This window comes from Pseudomonas sp. JL23, assembly GCF_056933585.1.
In genome coordinates this window covers 3,589,258-3,605,776 of the sequence record NZ_CM167795.1, presented here as the reverse complement: position 1 = coordinate 3,605,776, position 16,519 = coordinate 3,589,258, and the positions used below count along the sequence as shown (strand labels likewise).

The following is a 16,519-nucleotide window of genomic DNA, read 5'->3' as shown; positions in this document are numbered from 1 at the left end:
TGATGACAGTGAAAATCCCAGGGGCCGTGGCCTCGTACGATCATGAATAAGGAACCGTCCATGTCGTTTCTACCGCTTATCTTGAATACTGTACAAAAACTCGTCGACGACCCCAAGAGCAAGTACTTTTTACCCGCTGTGCTCACCGCCTTGCCAGGAGATAATTCGCAAGGCAAGTTATTGCCCATTGAACAGGCAAACTATGATATTGGCGCCATCAAAGGTGTGCCTGGTCAAACCGTAACCACGGCATTCGAAAATAATTGGTTGAGCTTCTTGGCGAGGGAGCAAGGCGTCAAGCTTCAAGGCCAGATTGCTATTGCCGATCCTAAAACGCCTTTCCCTAACTTGAATCTTGAGGGTCCTGCAAAAGACCTGATTCAGATTATCGGCCTGCAGAATCTAAAAGTGGCGGCAGTCAATGTGCTGTCGTCTACGGACACTGGGTATCACGCAACGGTGACCTTGCAACTGAATCAATGGAATAAGGGGAACTGCGACGTCGATTACCCTGTTTTCCAAATAAATACGCCTTATACCATGACTCAGGGGATATGCCTGGCCAATGAGGGTGCGACTGCGTGCAATGGTTCCGAAGCCACTGTCATCGATGGCGGTGGTACTGCACAGGTGTTAATCCAGGACGCGATGCTTGAAGTGGATGTGAATGCAAGTATCAGTGGTCAGGGAACTTCGCGTCTGGTTCAGTTGACGCTCAACTCGCTGAAGTTGCACGGCACTTCCGCAAGCCAGCCGCCTACGCTGGACATCCAACAGTTGACTATCGGTGCCAATGTCAGCTCATTCCTCAGGGATATCTGGGTGCGAGCTGCGAAAAATGCAATTCTCAGCCCTGACGGTACGGCGGGTATTTTCCAGCAAATTGATCAGGCGTTGAATAGCAGTGATAACCTCACGGCGATCTCGTCAATGATCAACGGTCAGTTGCAATCGATTCTCGACAGTTTATTTGGCAGCGTTGCCAGCGGCGGATTACCCACTCATACAGCGGCGCCTGGGGTAAACGCGGTTGACCAGTATCTGGTCGACAGAGCCAGTTATGCGTTGAATACATTAGGCAGCGACTGGTACTTGCCGAAGGTGTTGTCCAGCATCAGCGACCCGCAACTCGATCCTTTGAGCCTGTCCGCTATCACCCTGCCAAATATTAGCGTCCTCGGGTTGGAGGCCACAGACGTGACCATCAGCCAGGTCCGTGTCGTCGGTATCTCAAATGCCCAGACCCCCCCTGCATCCATGGTCTTCAAACCCAACAGCCTGAGTTTCCTGGGTATTCTGGGCGCCCTGAACCCGCCGCCGGTATTTTCCGGGCAAAGCTCGCAAGTACCACCGCCACCGACATTGCTCAATGGTAACTTCAGTCTGGTGATCAGTGGCACGCCGGTAACAGGCAGTATCGCTATCACCTTGATCCAGCCATCGCTTAATGTGGAAATCAATTCTGAAGGCGCCATCCTCGATGACTTGCAGTTAATAGTGAATGCCCTGGTCATCAGTTTCAGCAATCTGGCGAATTTGAATATTAATGTCAGTATCGAATCGGCCTTCACGCCGATCATTAATGGTGCCCTGAATACCGATGCCGTCAAGCGCCAGATAGTGGACGCAGTGAACGGTGCGCTGCAGGGCAACCTGAGTGTTATCAGCAGCGCCATTACTCAAGAAGTGAAGGCAATCATCAATTCGCGACTCGCTTGATCGGAGGGACAGGTGATGGATAAGGAGAAATGGAGCACTTATGCCAAGGCGGAGGAAGGTTCCACTGTTGTTTGGATTAATCAGAGCAGCAATAAAGATTTGAAAGAGGTAGGTTCTAAAGGTGTTTGTTTTGCAATCACCCATGACTGGATCAAGAAATATCGTTTGAATAAGGTTGCCCGTTCAACGTTCGTAAACGCCTTTCGTAACGCCGCGATTGAAGATCCTGATGCGGGTATCCCTTTGGAATATGTGATCGAACAGGAAGAGTTGGCGTCGAAGCTCCTTCAACGTCAGAGGGCGTTGAAAAAGTTGATGCTGGAAGAAGCGAAAAAAGGCGCTGTTGTTGCTGATGTGAAGGAGGCGATATTAAAAATGAATCGTGACTTGTACGGCCCGGGTTTAGTCCAGCTTACGACGTATCCCAATGACGGTACAACCAGCCTGACGACCGTGTTGAACGATATGGAAAACGTGGCGACCAAGAGTGCTGCTTATTTCATGCTCTCACTCAAACGCAAGGGCGGTGGACATGTAGTGGGATTTGAGTTTCGTCCGGACATTCACGTGAGCGAAGAATTTCCAGGGCTGTTTGAGTTTATAGACGCCAACCTGGGTCTTTATGCGTTTCCCCGCAGCGATAATGTGGTCGAATTTTTCAGGAATTATCCCTGGAACTTGATATACAAAAGTAAAGGTTATACGAGCTTCGAGTTGGCCCAGTTCGATCTGGGGCAGGGCGGCTTCGGCAAGGCTTGATTAACATTGCGGAGTACAGGGCATGGGAAATACAGCAACGATAGCGACCCTCAGGCAACTGTTGAATATTGACGATGACGGTAGCATCGCAGGTGACCGCTTAAGTATTGATGACCGTACATTGTCGAGCCTGGATGCCGATGGCCAGGTCGCTTTTCTGTTGGGCCTGGCGTTTACCGACAGCAGTGCAGTGCTGACGGATGCTCATGCCAATGCAATCGGGCAGGGTGACGATGTACTGATCAAGGGTACATGCAGTTTCTCCCTGGGGCAGGAGCTGCCTACACAGTTGCGAATCTCGCTGGACAGCGGACAGCAAATTCAACTGTTGTTCTCCTTTTGCATGATTCCCGCGATAGCACCCGCCACACCTTGGTGTTTTTCCGACAGTTTTGACGATTTACCGGATTCCTTCGATTACAGCCGTCTCGGTGACACTCAGCAATCGCTGTTGAACCAGTTGCAGTTGATCAACACTTATTTTCACGCCAGCAGTTCAGCGACTGCGGTTGGGGGTATTGCCTTACGCAAGGGCATCAACTTTGTCAGCGAAGTGACGCTAAACGGTATCTTCAGTATCTTTCAGAGCCTGGTCCCTACCGCAAAGCCTTTGCTCCTGAGCGGCACGATCAATATTCCGGCGGCGGGCATGACGGCCCCGGTGTTGCAACCACAGCAATACCCCTGGGAACTTGCCGAAGCACCTTACGGCATCGATTTGCAACTCTCTGTTCCGTTGCCTGCGCTGACATTCGGTTCGGCCCTGTCCTTAAGCCTGCAATTCATGCGGATCTATAGCCCGCACAGCAATGCGTGGCTGGGAAAAAACCTGAGTTACAGTCCTGTACTGGCGTGGACCGGCGCACTGGATATTCCCAGTGCCAGCTTGAATATCGCGATCACGGCCGTTACCCCCATTGGTACACAGCAGGTGGAAGTTGTTGCGGACCTGTCCTCTGTCTCGCTATTACCGAGTCTTGCCGGCCTGGCCGACCTGACCGGTGCGACGGACTTACTGGCCGCGTTACCCGATGGCTGGAGCGCGCCATCGGGAATGGGCGTCGAGTCCGTTGGTGTCGTCCTGGGGTTGAACAAAGGCGTGCCAGCTCTCCTGCAGGCCACGGCCAAGGTAAGTATCAGCAGCCAGCGCTGGACGATTTGGGACCCTTACTTTGAAGTCGACTCCATTCTTTGTGATTTTAGTGTGTCGAACCCTTTTAATGGCCCCGAGCTGACCGTCCGGATTAATGGCGAGATGCAGATCTGCGGTAAAACAGTTACCGCAGAGGCCGTCAAGGATGATGGTTATCAACTGAGCCTGACCCTTGGCGACCAAGTGGATTTACCGCTCAGCAGTCTGATGAGCGACTACCTCGACGGCATCAGCCCTCCGAGTGATCTGACGATCAATGCACTGAGCTTCTGTGCGGCCCCTGGCAAGTACTATTCCCTGATGCTGAGCATGGCCCAACAACCCAATCCATGGGTCATTGATATTGGCATTACCCAGTTGGTTTTCAGTGATATAGAACTGTTTGCGATGCGGTCCAGCCAGGGCGGGCTAACGGGATCATTTTCTGCGAATGCGGCACTGGGCGGCCTGGCTTTAAGCGCGCAATACGATATTCCCGGTGACGTGCTGATCCGCGCCGATTTGCCGACAACGGATTTGCGCACCATCGTGTCTACCTTGTCGGGTGGCCTTGCGGTCATGCCGGGGACTTTCAATCTGGACTTCTCCGAGTCCTACATTCTGATGCACAAGCAAGGCGCTGATTATCGCTGGGAAATGGGTACATTGGTCAGCGAGATCGGCAGCCTGGCCTTTGTGGTCGAGCGTGGCACTTCAGGCTGGGGCTTTGCCGCAGGCCTGGCGATTTCCATGGCCGACATCAGTGAGTTGCCCGAGGTGGGTTCGACGATCGGCATTTTCGCCAGTTGGTTTCCCTTCGATGATTTTGTTCTGGCGATATCCTCGCTCAAGGACAGTAACTTTGCGTTCCCCGGCTTCAAGCAGTTCGATCAGCAAAGCCTGGGAGATTCCAAGATACAGCTGCCTGCCAGTGTGCAAGGCATCGACAAGGGGTTCTACCTCTATACCAATACCCGGTTTACCAAGAGCAACAAGATTCTTGGTGCATTGATCGATCTGTTGGGCATCCCCGAAGGCACGCAGCTTCAAGCAATGTTTTCGTATCTGACGGACAAAAAGCAGCTGCAGTTGGGGGTATCCATCACCACCTTCCTGACGCCGTTGGCCAACGTCAGTCAACGCACCTGCCAGGGTGCCCTGGGTTATCAGAACGGTTGCCTGACCGGGACTGTTTTTGTCGAAGTCGTGGGTGGGGGGAGCTTCAGCCTCGGCCTCGCCGGGTCATTCAAAACCATCATCCAGCAAACCAACGTCGAGTTCAGTGTTGTGCTGGCCCTGGTGGAAAACGGCATCTTCGTTTCAGGTACGATGGATAACCAGCAACCTTTGACATTCGGTCCTTTAAAACTGGGTGGGCTGGCCCTTGAATTGGGCATCAGCTTTGAAGGTGTACCCAGTTTTGGTTTCGCGGCCGAGCTTGATGTCGCCGGTGCGTTCAATAGTTCCCTGGCCGTGCTGGTCGACAGCACAAACCCGACGAAATCCATGATCGCCGCTTCGCTCAGTGACATGGTGATCGGTGACGCCATTCGCCATCTGCTCGGCCCATTGAGCGTAGCAGTGCCGCCTCCACTGTTACTTGTTCTGGACAATATCGATATCAGTGGTTCCCAGCAGGGGCGTTTTACGGTGGCAGGGCAAGACGCCGCCGCACTGGCCAAGGCCCTGGATAACTTTGATGGTCAGACCATCAGCAAGATGTTCATGCAGTATGGTCAGTTGAAAGCTTTCCCTGTCACCAGTGAAGGTTTGATGCTGTTTGTCGATACGGTCGGCTCTCAATGGTACTTGACGGAAAAATCCGGCTCGGCCAGCAATTCAATGATCTGTCATTGGCAGCTGCATCGGGATGCTCAAGGCCAGATTCAGATCAGCAAGGAAGCCCAGTTATATTTCGTTCCTGATTCGGCAGGCACGCACATCGGTAAGTTCTATTACCCGCAAGGTATGCTGATCAGTGGGCGGATCAAGTATCTGTTCATTGATCTGGATGTAGATATCGAGTTGAGCATCAGCAAAGGCATCAAAATCGATGCTGATTTGAGCAAGATTGTGCTGGGCACCGAGCGTCTTTTCAGCCTGACCAGCCCGGATGGAGCGACAGGCCCGAAATTGTCCGTGGCGACCTACGAGCAACCGCTTCAGCCTGTGGGCTTGCAACAACCTCATTTTCTGGTGTCGGGCAAATTGCAATTACTGGGTATCTCCCGGTCGGTGTTCGTCAAGATTGATTCTTCCGGTGCCACCTTTCAATTGAGTGGTGATCTGGTTCCGAGTCTGGTGACGGGGGATCTGAATGGCACGATAGGGGATGGTTCGATCCTTGACGTTGCAGGTAACCTGTTTGCCGGTATTCCTGATATTGATCTGGGCGCTCTGGGTACATGGCCGATCAGAAGTGGTGTGAGTGCTGCGGCGACGATCTGGGCGAAAGCCAGTGACTTTGGTGCAGGTTTACAGGCATCTTTTGAGTTGGCCGGGCTGACACTCAGCCTGCCGAAAATAAGCCTGAGCATTGCGACCCAGAGTCTGGCAGATCTGGTTGGTATTCTGTTTGACGCGGTAAAGTCATTTCTTGGCGACTATTTTGGAGACGCCAAGGTTTGGGCTGAAATGGCCAGCAAGGTGTTGGCATGGCCTCTTGAACAAATACAGACCATTCTCAAGACAGTGTTCAACCTTGATGAAACAGCGATCAAATTGATTGTGTCTACGTTTTGCCCGGTGGCCACCGCTTTGAGCATGCTCTGATGACAAGGTGTTGGCGCTGATTGAAACTGATCCACTGGGTCAGTTTTCGGTCAGCGGCAACAATCCCAGAGTTCACTAGCAGTAAGCGTTGTAACCATTCGTGTTGCTCCTTGGTGGGGCTATTGAAGATGTCCCCTCGTCAAGAGAGACACGCCACGATGATGTTCTATGGAAAAAACATTGTATGCGCTCCATAAACCCCACCTACCGCATGCCCTAGGATATGGAATCAGGTACCCGAGTTGGAGACATGCTCCGCTTGAGTTCTCGCCTCAAATAGCCGATCGGCTATTTGTCGGCCTCGTTCCATCCCTTCCGGCGTCAACCAGATGGATTTGCTCTTGTTTACCGGATCACGGATGAATCCATGCTCATGCAATCGGTTCGTGATCTCGAAATCGTACCCTTTCCAAGTATTGCCATTATCCGCACTGAAGGTTACCAACAGGGCAAGAACGGCTTCTTCAATCAAGGTTTCGTCGTATTTCATGATCGTTGCTCCACTCGTACTTTTTAACTTCCCGTAAGCCCTGTCAGTCATCAAGATGGATAGCGTATTTAACTACGCGATACCGGCGAACAGTTCCATGGCAGCAAGGCTTCGTAATCCTCAACCGACGAAGCCATCGGCAGACATTCAAGTGCGTGGCGCAGCCACGCATAGGGCTCTTGGCCGTTGGCTTTGGCAGTCTCGACCAAGCTGTACAGTTGAGCACTGGCCGTCGCGCCTTTGGGCGTGTCACTGAACAACCAGTTCTTCCTTCCGATCACGAAGGGCCTGATGGCTCGTTCGGCTGAGTTGTTGTCGATCGGCAAGTAGCCCTCCTCGACATACCGCTCAAGTTTGCTCCAGTTATTGGCCAGGTAGGTGATGGCTTTTCCCAGCGCGTTCTGAGCGGTGACCTGAGGCTGCGTCTTTTCGATCCAGCTTTTCAACTGAGCCAGCACCGGCAGGCTGTGTTCGTGCCGGCCAACTTTGCGTTCCGCATCGCCGCTGGTCTTGAAGTCGCGTTCGATACCGTAAAGCTTGTTGATCAGGTTCAGCGCGATATCGGCGCGCCCCGTCTTGCCTTTGGGCTGTACTTTTTGAGCATCGATGAATTTGCGCCGCGCATGTGCCCAGCAGCCTAAACGCTCTACTCCGACCTGAGCGCCTAGCGCGTTGTAACCGGCATAATCATCGGTCATGACATAGCCGCGATAGCCATCGAGCAGGCGTGTCGGCACCTCCTGCGCGCGGCTGGTGGAGTAGTCGAACAGGATCACCGGCTTATCTGGCGGGCCGCCGGTTTGCACCCACATCCAGGACTGACGACTTGGCTCGCGGTCAGGCTCTTTCAACACCTGCACGCGGGTTTCATCGCAGTGGATGACACGGCTTTCCAGTAACCGGTCGCGCATTAAATTCAGCAGTGGCTGCAAGTGTTCGCCGCACTGGATAACCCAGCGAGCCAATGTCTGGCGCGGGATATCGATGCCGTGGCGACCTAACACTTTTTCAAATCGATGAAGCGGCAAGCCATCCACGTATTTGGTGGTCAGCAGCATCGCCAGCACACTGGGGCTGGCCATGCTCTTCTCGATCAACTGAGCCGGTTTGTCGGCGGTGACCGGTGCGCTTTCACAGTCGCGGCAACCGTAGACCTTGCGAACATGTTTGATCACGTGGATCTGCATCGGCACGATTTCAAGCTGTTCGCTGACCTCTTCGCCGATGGCATGTTTGCGGCAACCACAGGCACAGGTCAGTTCGTGTTCGGGCAGTTCATGGATGACTTCGATGCGAGGGAGATCAGCGGGCAGCGGCTTGCGCTTGCCGCGCCGCTGGGTTGGCGCAACAACCTCTTCTTCAGCGGCTTCATCAATGGGCTCGACGACGCTTTCCGCCTCATTGAACAGGGCCAACTGCGGCGTTGTCGGATCAGCCGTTTGCTCGGACTTGCGTCCGAACAGGCGCTGACGCAGCAGCGCATTTTCTTCTTCGAGGAAACCGACTCTGGACTGCATCTTCGCAAGCAGCTGCTTGAGCAATTCAGGATCGTCGGGGAGGTTTTCGGGCACGGAAATCATGCCCGGATTATACCGAATCAGGCCACGTATCGAGGCGTCAAAACCTGATGAGGACGATTGCGCTAGAGGTCGAAACCGTCCAGTAACCAGTTGAGTTCCTGGACGGTCAGGATAATCGCCTCTTCCGTGGCATCGGGCGATGTTTTGAATCGCTCGGATTCGAGGCGCTTGAGCCAAAGGCAGAAGCCGTTGCGCTCCCAGTACAAAATCTTCACCCGATTACGGGATTTGTTGAGAAAGACGAAAAGCACCGGATCGAACACCGCCACTTTGATATCCAGTTCGACCAACGCGGCGAGGCCGTCGATGGATTTTCGGAAGTCCACGGGCTTGGGGTAGAGATAGACTTTTTCGACTTTGGCGTCGGGTCGCATCATGGCGGGCTGGCTCCAGAGAGAATCTGGAGCACAGCATCAGGGATCAGAGGGCGGCTTTGAATGTGGGGTTAATGGAGCGCTTACAAAACATTCGCTGAACCTATGCGATGTTATCTCCGCATCTTTAATTCCTTAACTGATCTGGCACGTTGCTCGTCCAGACTGTTGTAGTAGGTGTTTTGCGTTGTGCTAAGGCTGTTATGACGCAGACTCACTCAATCAGTGGCGTTTGCTCATGTGGTGAGGGCAGGGGAGAGAGCTTTAAGAAGTGGCGATGTCTCACGCTTCGGCACTGGCGGCGCGATGAAAACGCAGGCCCGTGGCGCTGGCCGACGTGGGGTCTTCATGCAGCAAGGTGCTGTCGCCGAAGATCACCAGACTGTGCCCGGAGGGCGCCTGCTCATGCTCGACAAAGCAATAACCCAACCCTTCTTCGGCCAGCAGCCGCTCGACGAAATCCAGATCGCTTTCGCGGTACTGCACGCAATAACTGCGCGGGCGCACGGCGTCGAGCAAACGGTGCGCATCGCCGCGGATTTGCCAGTGGGCATAGTCGGGATAACTGGCGAATACCTGCTCGACGATTTGCAGCACCGACAGGTCTTGGAATACCCGGCTGTTCATGCCCTGCGCAAGCACCCACAACCAGGGCCTCAGTTCGAGGTAATAACGGGTCAACGCGCCGTCGAATCCGGATTGGGCGCAGGCAGACAGTGCCGTCAAAGCTTCGGCAAGCCTTGGCTCAGCCACCGCCTCAACTCGTCCGCCACCTCCCGTTGCAGGGAATTGCCAGCGGTTTCCAGCACTTCGGCCGCAGCGTCAAGCAGGCCTTGGCGACCGTTATTCGCGCCGTTCATGACCGAGTAAAAATACCCATCGCTGTACACCTCGACTTCGTTCCATGCCTTCTGGGCGTGTTCGCGCACGCTGAATTCCGGGGAGTAGTGGGTGCGCCAGCGCAGGTAGCCCCAAATTGAGCTGGCTTCGCGTCCGATCGGCTCAAGCGGCAAGGTGCCATCTTTTCTAAACCGCATGACATCCCTGTGGTCGGTCTCGCTGAGGGGCAGCGGCGCGTATTTAGTCGTGCGCTGATCGCTCGTGGGTTGATAGGCGCGAAAGGTTTGCATAGGGTCTTCTGCGACTTGCTTTAGCAGCAGTTCCCACCGTGCCTGCCGCTCATCCAGCTCGCGCAGGCGTATACGTTGGTTGTGTTTCCAGACATCCTCACTGGTTGCGCCGAAGGGTTTGAACCAGGCGCGGGAGTCATGCACGTAGTCGTCAAACAGCCTGATCACCCGTGGATCAAGGTTCGCGGGTTGATTCAGGTAGTCTTTGACCTCGCGCCACTGCCGCACTTTTTCGCCCCAGATCGCTTGCTCAATCGCCGAGTACGCTGCCTTTATTGGCATGGCCCACAGCAGGGTGCGTTTCATCCAGCTGTCGGAGTAAGCGAACTCGTTTTCGCGCTCCAGCAGGTCGCGCAGCTCTTCGCGCAGTTCGCCATTGGCTTTACTCAGGTCTTCGCCATCTTGCGGGCTGTAGGCTTGGGCGCGACGGAAAAAGGGCTGTTGTTCCAGCGCGTTGTCATCGGTGCTGGCCCGCAGTTGTCGCCAACGCACGTACTGGCCGTATTGCTCGCGCGCGGCTTGGGTGGTGGTGGCGCCGTTGGGTGTGAGTTGGTTGATCACCTCGACGTAATCGTTGAACGCAGTGCGCAACGAGGGAGAGATTTTCAGGGCGTCTTTAATCTCCGGAATGATGTGCGGCCCTTCTGTATTCAGTGGCACGCCCGCCGCCACGGCGCTGCGATACATCTTCGCCAGCGGGATTTGCGACAGCTTGCAACTGTCATCGGGGTTGCCGTTTGCATCGCAGCCCCGGCCTTGATCCCCCGGCGGGTAGCCACCGCCGATATCCGAATGCACACCGGGGTACACCAGTTCAATGCAATTGGGTCGCTCGCCGACGATGTCCAGCGGGAACGAGCCGCGCACTTCATGGGCCGACACCAGATGTACGGTTTGCTTGACATAGTCCGGGATGCGCAAAAATTTTTCCTGCCCCCAGCCGCCATGGCCTTTGAAGAACATCGCACTTTGCGCCAGCCCTACCGAGGCCACGGTGTCGAAAATCCCCAGAAAATCCACACTCACCGGCACCCCGGCCAGGGTCATATTGTCGTCCAGCGCATCTTTCAACCAGTTGCAGAACACCCGCGCTTCGGCGGCACCACGGGAAAAGCCGAACACCGAAATGCGCACCTTGAGCAGCTTGGGTTTACGTTTGACCGCAAGCTCCTTCAATGCCTTGGACACAAAGTCCCGACGCTCCTTGAGGATTTGTTTGCGCACCTTGTGCCGAGGCTCCACCGATGCGGTATCGAGGATATAACCCAGCGTGCCGAGGGTGCTGGCATTGCTCAGTTCCTCGATTTCATCGAGCCCGGTGGCCTTGAGGATTTGTTCCGCCAGGTTGATATCGGTGGACATGCGCTTGACCAGATCCAGGTCAGTGGTGTTCATTTTTTCACTGGCAGTTTGTATCGTGAAGTAGTAGTGAAAGTAATTGGTTATCTGCAACAGCGCCCAATTAATTCGCGCCTCGCCACCCCAGCCCGCGCCAAGTACCGCACGGGCGTGATAACCGCGTCCGGTATCGCTAGTCTCTTTTTCAAAGGGAGTACCGACACCGGGAACATAGATACGTGCTTGCTCCCTGTTTTCTTCAAATATGTCATATAAACGAGCAACATTACTGTGGGCCTGTTTAGGTATATCGCGTTCTCGGTTGTTGTTGGTTCCGTCGAAAAAGAAGCCCATGTGGAATTCAGTGGTGCAGGTAGTGCCCATTGCATTGAACTTGTCGGCCAGACACAGGCACTGCTCATCCAGTGTCAGCGCAAATGGGTCAACGTCTATTTTTTCGAGTTGCATATTCTATTCCGTTAGTCAAAAAACTTTGCTTTGCAGGCAGGGTCGGCTTTGCACATGGTGTCGGGGCGGTCTAGACCTTCTGGAAAAAGCGAGTGCCCTGGGCCATAGCTGGAGGGGTAGGCTTTTATTTTTTTATCGGGAAAAAAAGCCAGAAACAAAATGCCTGGAAAGTTGCCGGTATACGGCTCAATTGGAACTTCAGCGACATGCAAGCCCGCAGGATCTTTTTTATAGAGTTCGTCATCTTGCCAGTGCACAGTGATTGTGAAATTTGGCCGCCATCTGGAGGGCACACCCACGCTACCAGCAACTGAGCTACCACCGCTGTGACTTGGCATGTTTCCTGCCCAAATATCGTTTACATAAACGACCCCAAGTGGCTCATCAGAATAATTAAGAATAGAAACGCTCAACCCCAAGCCTTCATCCTTGGGGGCGGGTTTATAAAAGGTGAGCGTCAGCACAGTGATAACCAACGTACTTGCCGTCAGCCACCAGATGATGCGTCCCAAGCGATGTTTGGTCATGGTCTTTTCCATTAATCGAAGAACTTTGCTTTGCAGGCAGGGTCGGCTTTGCACATGGTGTCGGGGCGATCAAGTCCGTCGGGAAAGTCTGAATGCTCCGGGGTATAGCTGGATGGATAGGCTTTTATTTTTTTATCGGGAAAAAAAGCTAGATATAAAATGCTCGGGAAATTGCCGGTATAAGGCTCAATTGGAACTTCAGCGACATGCAAACCGTTACGATCTCTTTGGTACAGTTCATCATCTCGCCAATGCACGGTGATCGTGAGCCCCGGCCGCCACTTGGAGGGTAGTCCTACGCTTCCGGCAAATTTATTACCTCCACGGTGGTAAGGCATGCTGCCCGCCCAGATATCATTCACATACACGACGCCTAAGTGATCATCGGAGTAATTAAGAATCGAAACAGTCAACCCCAAACCTTCATCCTTGGGGGCTGGTTTATAAAAGGTGAGCGTCAGCACAGTGATAACCAACGTACTTGCCGTCAGCCACCAGATGATGCGTCCCAAGCGTTGTTTATTCATGAGCGTCAACTTTTTTTGCGACTTCGGCCAGCAGCTCTTTTTGTATGAGCGCTGTTTTGAACGCGTTTAATAACGTGGCGTCGTGCAGTTGTCTGGACTCCGTATTGCTCAGCACGGTCTGCAAGCATGCACACACTTGAGAGGGCGAGCCTGTGAGGGGGCCGAAGTGATGTTGATGCTGTTCGATAACACGCAGCCATCGGCTTGGCTGACTCAATGCCGCCATGTGCTCAATCTGCTCGGCGCTAAAGTCATACGGCCCGGTTTGAGCTTGGTTGGCGTGTTCGGTTTGCGCGCCTTCGGCCTGCGTCAGCTCACCGTCCATTTGCCAGTACCACCACTGCATGCCCGGCAGTAACAGCCGTTGGCGCTGGTCGGCGTTGAGCACTTGCAGCAGTGTGTGCAGCGCGCGGCTGTCGGCCAGGCGCATCACAAACCCTTCGCCGTGCGGGTTTTTCGCATCCAGTTGCTGTTGCAGGTGCTTGAGCAGGTGGGGCTGCGGGCTGGCGATGACACTGAGCATCGGCGTGCCGCGTGTGTGGTGCAGCAAATAATCGATCACTTCCCGGCGTTGCTCGGCGGCTGGCGGCAAGGTCAGCAGGCGCGGGCTGAGTTCGGCCAGCCCGACACCTTCGTATTTGCCGGCAAATAAAAGCGCTAGCTCAAGGGCGGGGAAGCGTTGCGCCAGCGCTGCGTGCAGGGCCGGATTGAAGGCCATATCGAGCAGCGCGTGGCAGGTGTGTGCGGGCAAGACGGCCAACAGCGAGTTGGCGGCGTCAGCCGGGTAAGGATCGACCCAATAAGGCAGCGGCGCGGGGGCGGATGTACTGAGTTCTGCAGTGGTCATGGTCATTGGCCTCAGGCGTTTTTACTGGAAAGTGGAGCGCCACCGTTCATGGCCTTGAGCATGCATTCCACACAAATCCCCTCGGGAAACTGCGGCAGCTCGTAAGGCATCGCCACCGCCGGATCAAACAAATGCTCGGCCGCATGCACGGTCATGGTCCCCGGACAGGCAAAGGTGATGTTGCCGCCGTCCAGGGTCAGGCTGGCGCCGCCGTCGACGTGGAGCACGATTTTCTTGCCGGCGGCCAGTTCGGTGGCGCCGTTGAGCGACATGAGGGTGAGTTCGCCCTGGGCCAGTGCCTTGATGTCGTCGTGTTGCGCTTGCACGTCGAGCGGGCCAGCGCCGCTGATCAGTGACACGCCGATGTCGTCGGCCTGTTGCGCGCCGCCGAGGTAGCCGATGGCCTGGCCGCTGTGCAGGCGCAGGTGTTCGCCGATGGCGACGTTGCTGTCCTGGCCGCTGCCCAGGGTCAGGGTTTCGCCGGCGTAGTGGTGCAGGCTTTGCCCGGCGATGTGCAGCAGGCTGTCGCGGGCGCTGAGGGTGAGCAGGGCATCGCCGCTGTGGGGCACGCGGCCGTCGGCGGGGCTGCTGCTGCGTAATGGCGCATCGGTTTCGGCCTGGCTCAGGCTAGCGCCGCTGACGGTGCTGCCGAGGCTGGTGGACAGCGCCTTGAGCGGGGCCTGGTCGGGTATCAGCGCGCTTTGCTGGGGGCTGTTGACCCCGCGCACGCTGGCCAGCGTCACGGTCTGGTGGGTCTGCGCGGCGAGGTCGAAACGCTGGGCCAGTGCCTGCTGTTGTTCAAGCAAGGCTTGCGCGGCGATAACGTCGCCAACGGCGGTGTGCGGGTCGATGCCGTAGGTGCTCAGCAGCAGGCCTTTTTTACCGCGGATGGCGCCGTAGGCATCGGTGCGCAGCTCAAACCCCAACCCGCGAAAACTGCCCCGGTAATTGCCGGCCTGATGAATCAGGTGCCCGAGGTTGAGCTGGCTGTGGGCGTGGGTGGTGGCCATCTGCACGCGGCCTTGCTGGTCGCTGTCGTCGAACACCAACTGGTTGTAACCCTGGCCGTCGAAGCCTTGGGTCTTGATCCCGGACAACGCGGCCTGGTTGCGGTGCTGGTGATCGCCCGGCCCGCCGCCGTGCCACGCCGGGCTGTTGCCGCCGCTGCGATTGAATTCGGCACTGGGGCGGTGATCGCGGGCCTGCTCGTAGGCCGAAAGATCGGGCTTACCCGGTTGACCGCCGGGGGTGGGCGCCACGCCCGCATCGCCCCGGCCGTTGTACAGCGACTGGATGATCACGGGCCGGTCGATGTCGCCGTCCATGAACTGCACCAGCACTTCCTGACCGATGCGCGGCAAGAACTGCGCGCCATGGCCGTGGCCGGTGAGCACTTGCGCGACCCGCACCCAGCACGCGCCAAGGTCGTCCTCGGCTTGCCAGTGAAACCGCACTCGCACCCGGCCTAACGCATCGCAATACAACGGCACGCCGCTGCCGGCGGTGGTCTTGCCATCGGGGCCGACGACGATGGCGGTTTGCGCGCCATGGGCGGTGGGCATCGGGTTCAGGCGTTGCCCGGTGCCGTTGAGCAAGGTCGGGCGCCAGCGCTTGTTGCGTGGCACCGCGCGAAATTGCTGGGCGTGCCCCACGTCCTGGGCGCGCATCAGCACTTGTCGGTCAAAACGATCCAGCCCCAGCAGATCAGGGCAGCGATCCTCGGGTATCGGCAAGGTCGCGGGCAGGTTGTTAACGCCGCAACTCAGGAGTGTCACGTAGACAAATTCAGACTGCCCGGCGTACGGCCCTTTCTTGAGCCACGGTGCTTCGCTCACCTCAAAGCGCGTACCGCAACGGGCACTGCGCACGGTGCCCCGGCCTTTCCAGAAACGCCGGTCTGCTTCCAGCGCCTGGTTGTGCAATACCGCGTAGTGGCTGGCTTCATCGAATGTGAAGAACGCGTAGCTGCCCACCGGGTCATAATTTTCCCGGCCTTCGTCGGCACCGAGGGCCAGCGAGGCGGTGTTGGACTGGCGGGTTTTGTAGTCAAAACTGAGTAGCGTGGTACGGGTGCTGACGGAATGGCGGCAGGCCCCCATCATCTGCACGCTGTCCTGTTCTTCGGCACTGGCGGCGCGATGAAAACGCAGGCCCGTGGCGCTGGCTGACGTGGGGTCTTCATGCAGCAAGGTGCTGTCGCCGAAGATCACCAGGCTGTGCCCGGAGGGCGCCTGCTCATGCTCGACAAAGCAATAACCCAACCCTTCTTCGGCCAGCAGCCGCTCGACGAAATCCAGATCGCTTTCGCGGTACTGCACGCAATAACTGCGCGGGCGCACGGCGTCGAGCAAACGGTGCGCATCGCCCTGGATCTGCCAGTGGGCATAGTCGGGATAACTGGCGAATACCTGCTCGACGATTTGCAGCACCGACAGGTCTTGGAATACCCGGCTGTTCATGCCCTGCGCAAGCACCCACAACCACGGCCTCAGTTCGAGGTAATAACGGGTCAACGCGCCGTCGGTATTTTGGTTACGCACCTCGACCACCAAGCCGCTGCGCGAACACTGGCTGCCATCGGCCAGGGTGGTGAGCAAGCGAAGTTTTTGCCCGAGCATGGTATCGAACGCGAGATCGTGATCGGGGCTGAGCGTCAGCAAGTCCCAGCGGAATAAGTTGGATAACTGCTCAAATCCCGTCCATCGCTCGACATGCATTTGATCAAAGGGCGCAGGGCCGTCGAGCGCATAGAGTCGAGTGTCGCTGTTGATGCGAGGCGTGAGGGTATTCATAGAGGCTGTCCATTCCGGAGTTGATAACTTCTTACGCGATGGAAAAATAGCGCTTAGGGTTGCT

General features: G+C 56.0%; 12 protein-coding genes. 3 read left to right on the top strand and 9 right to left on the bottom strand.

Translation table 11 applies throughout. The annotated features are described in order from the left end of the window. The first annotated feature begins 60 nt into the window (after positions 1–60). From AC1Z24_RS16735 to AC1Z24_RS16725, 3 genes are read left to right on the top strand one after another with little or no spacing between them, the layout of a single operon-like run. Positions 61–1,719 carry a hypothetical protein gene (locus AC1Z24_RS16735; protein ID WP_483741810.1) on the top strand — a complete coding sequence of 553 codons (1,659 nt, stop codon included), beginning with the start codon at positions 61–63 and terminating at the stop codon, positions 1,717–1,719. Positions 1,720–1,734: 15 nt separating this feature from the next. Then, on the top strand, positions 1,735–2,478 hold the full coding sequence (locus AC1Z24_RS16730; RefSeq protein ID WP_483741809.1) for a hypothetical protein: 744 nt from the start codon (positions 1,735–1,737) through the stop codon (positions 2,476–2,478). A 22-nt stretch (positions 2,479–2,500) separates the two neighbouring features. After that, positions 2,501–6,382 (top strand): hypothetical protein, encoded by a 3,882-nt coding sequence (locus AC1Z24_RS16725; protein WP_483741808.1) that lies wholly within the window; start codon positions 2,501–2,503, stop codon positions 6,380–6,382. Positions 6,383–6,611: 229 nt separating this feature from the next. Here the strand turns inward: AC1Z24_RS16725 and AC1Z24_RS16720 are convergent, their stop codons facing one another. The 9 genes from AC1Z24_RS16720 to AC1Z24_RS16680 all read right to left on the bottom strand — a co-directional run bounded on the left by AC1Z24_RS16720 (position 6,612) and on the right by AC1Z24_RS16680 (position 16,455). Beyond that, positions 6,612–6,872 carry a DUF6429 family protein gene (locus AC1Z24_RS16720; RefSeq protein ID WP_159908505.1) on the bottom strand — a complete coding sequence of 87 codons (261 nt, stop codon included), beginning with the start codon at positions 6,870–6,872 and terminating at the stop codon, positions 6,612–6,614. Between the two features lie 68 nt (positions 6,873–6,940). After that, positions 6,941–8,452, bottom strand: coding sequence for an IS66 family transposase (tnpC, locus tag AC1Z24_RS16715; RefSeq protein WP_483746644.1), 1,512 nt, complete (start codon positions 8,450–8,452; stop codon positions 6,941–6,943). A gap of 62 nt (positions 8,453–8,514) precedes the next feature. Further along, the gene (gene tnpB / locus AC1Z24_RS16710) at positions 8,515–8,829 is read right to left on the bottom strand and encodes an IS66 family insertion sequence element accessory protein TnpB (RefSeq protein WP_483741807.1); all 315 of its coding nucleotides are present in this window, start codon (positions 8,827–8,829) and stop codon (positions 8,515–8,517) included. Positions 8,830–9,108: 279 nt separating this feature from the next. Next, complete coding sequence (locus AC1Z24_RS16705) at positions 9,109–9,552, bottom strand: contractile injection system protein, VgrG/Pvc8 family (RefSeq protein WP_483741806.1); 444 nt, start codon at positions 9,550–9,552, stop codon at positions 9,109–9,111. Further along, positions 9,549–11,762, bottom strand: a complete 2,214-nt coding sequence (locus AC1Z24_RS16700) for a T6SS phospholipase effector Tle1-like catalytic domain-containing protein (protein WP_483741805.1) — start codon at positions 11,760–11,762, stop codon at positions 9,549–9,551. The genes AC1Z24_RS16705 and AC1Z24_RS16700 overlap by 4 nt, the downstream gene beginning before the upstream one ends. A gap of 11 nt (positions 11,763–11,773) precedes the next feature. Beyond that, positions 11,774–12,289: a DUF3304 domain-containing protein gene (locus AC1Z24_RS16695; protein WP_483741804.1), complete on the bottom strand. Its 516-nt coding sequence runs from the start codon at positions 12,287–12,289 to the stop codon at positions 11,774–11,776. 11 nt (positions 12,290–12,300) lie between these two features. Further along, entirely contained in the window at positions 12,301–12,816 is a 516-nt protein-coding gene (locus AC1Z24_RS16690; protein ID WP_483741803.1) for a DUF3304 domain-containing protein, read from the bottom strand. Continuing rightward, positions 12,809–13,663, bottom strand: coding sequence for a DUF4123 domain-containing protein (locus AC1Z24_RS16685; protein WP_483741802.1), 855 nt, complete (start codon positions 13,661–13,663; stop codon positions 12,809–12,811). The genes AC1Z24_RS16690 and AC1Z24_RS16685 overlap by 8 nt, the downstream gene beginning before the upstream one ends. Positions 13,664–13,674: 11 nt before the next feature. Continuing rightward, the gene (locus AC1Z24_RS16680) at positions 13,675–16,455 is read right to left on the bottom strand and encodes a type VI secretion system Vgr family protein (protein WP_483741801.1); all 2,781 of its coding nucleotides are present in this window, start codon (positions 16,453–16,455) and stop codon (positions 13,675–13,677) included. Between the last annotated feature and the right edge of the window lie 64 nt (positions 16,456–16,519).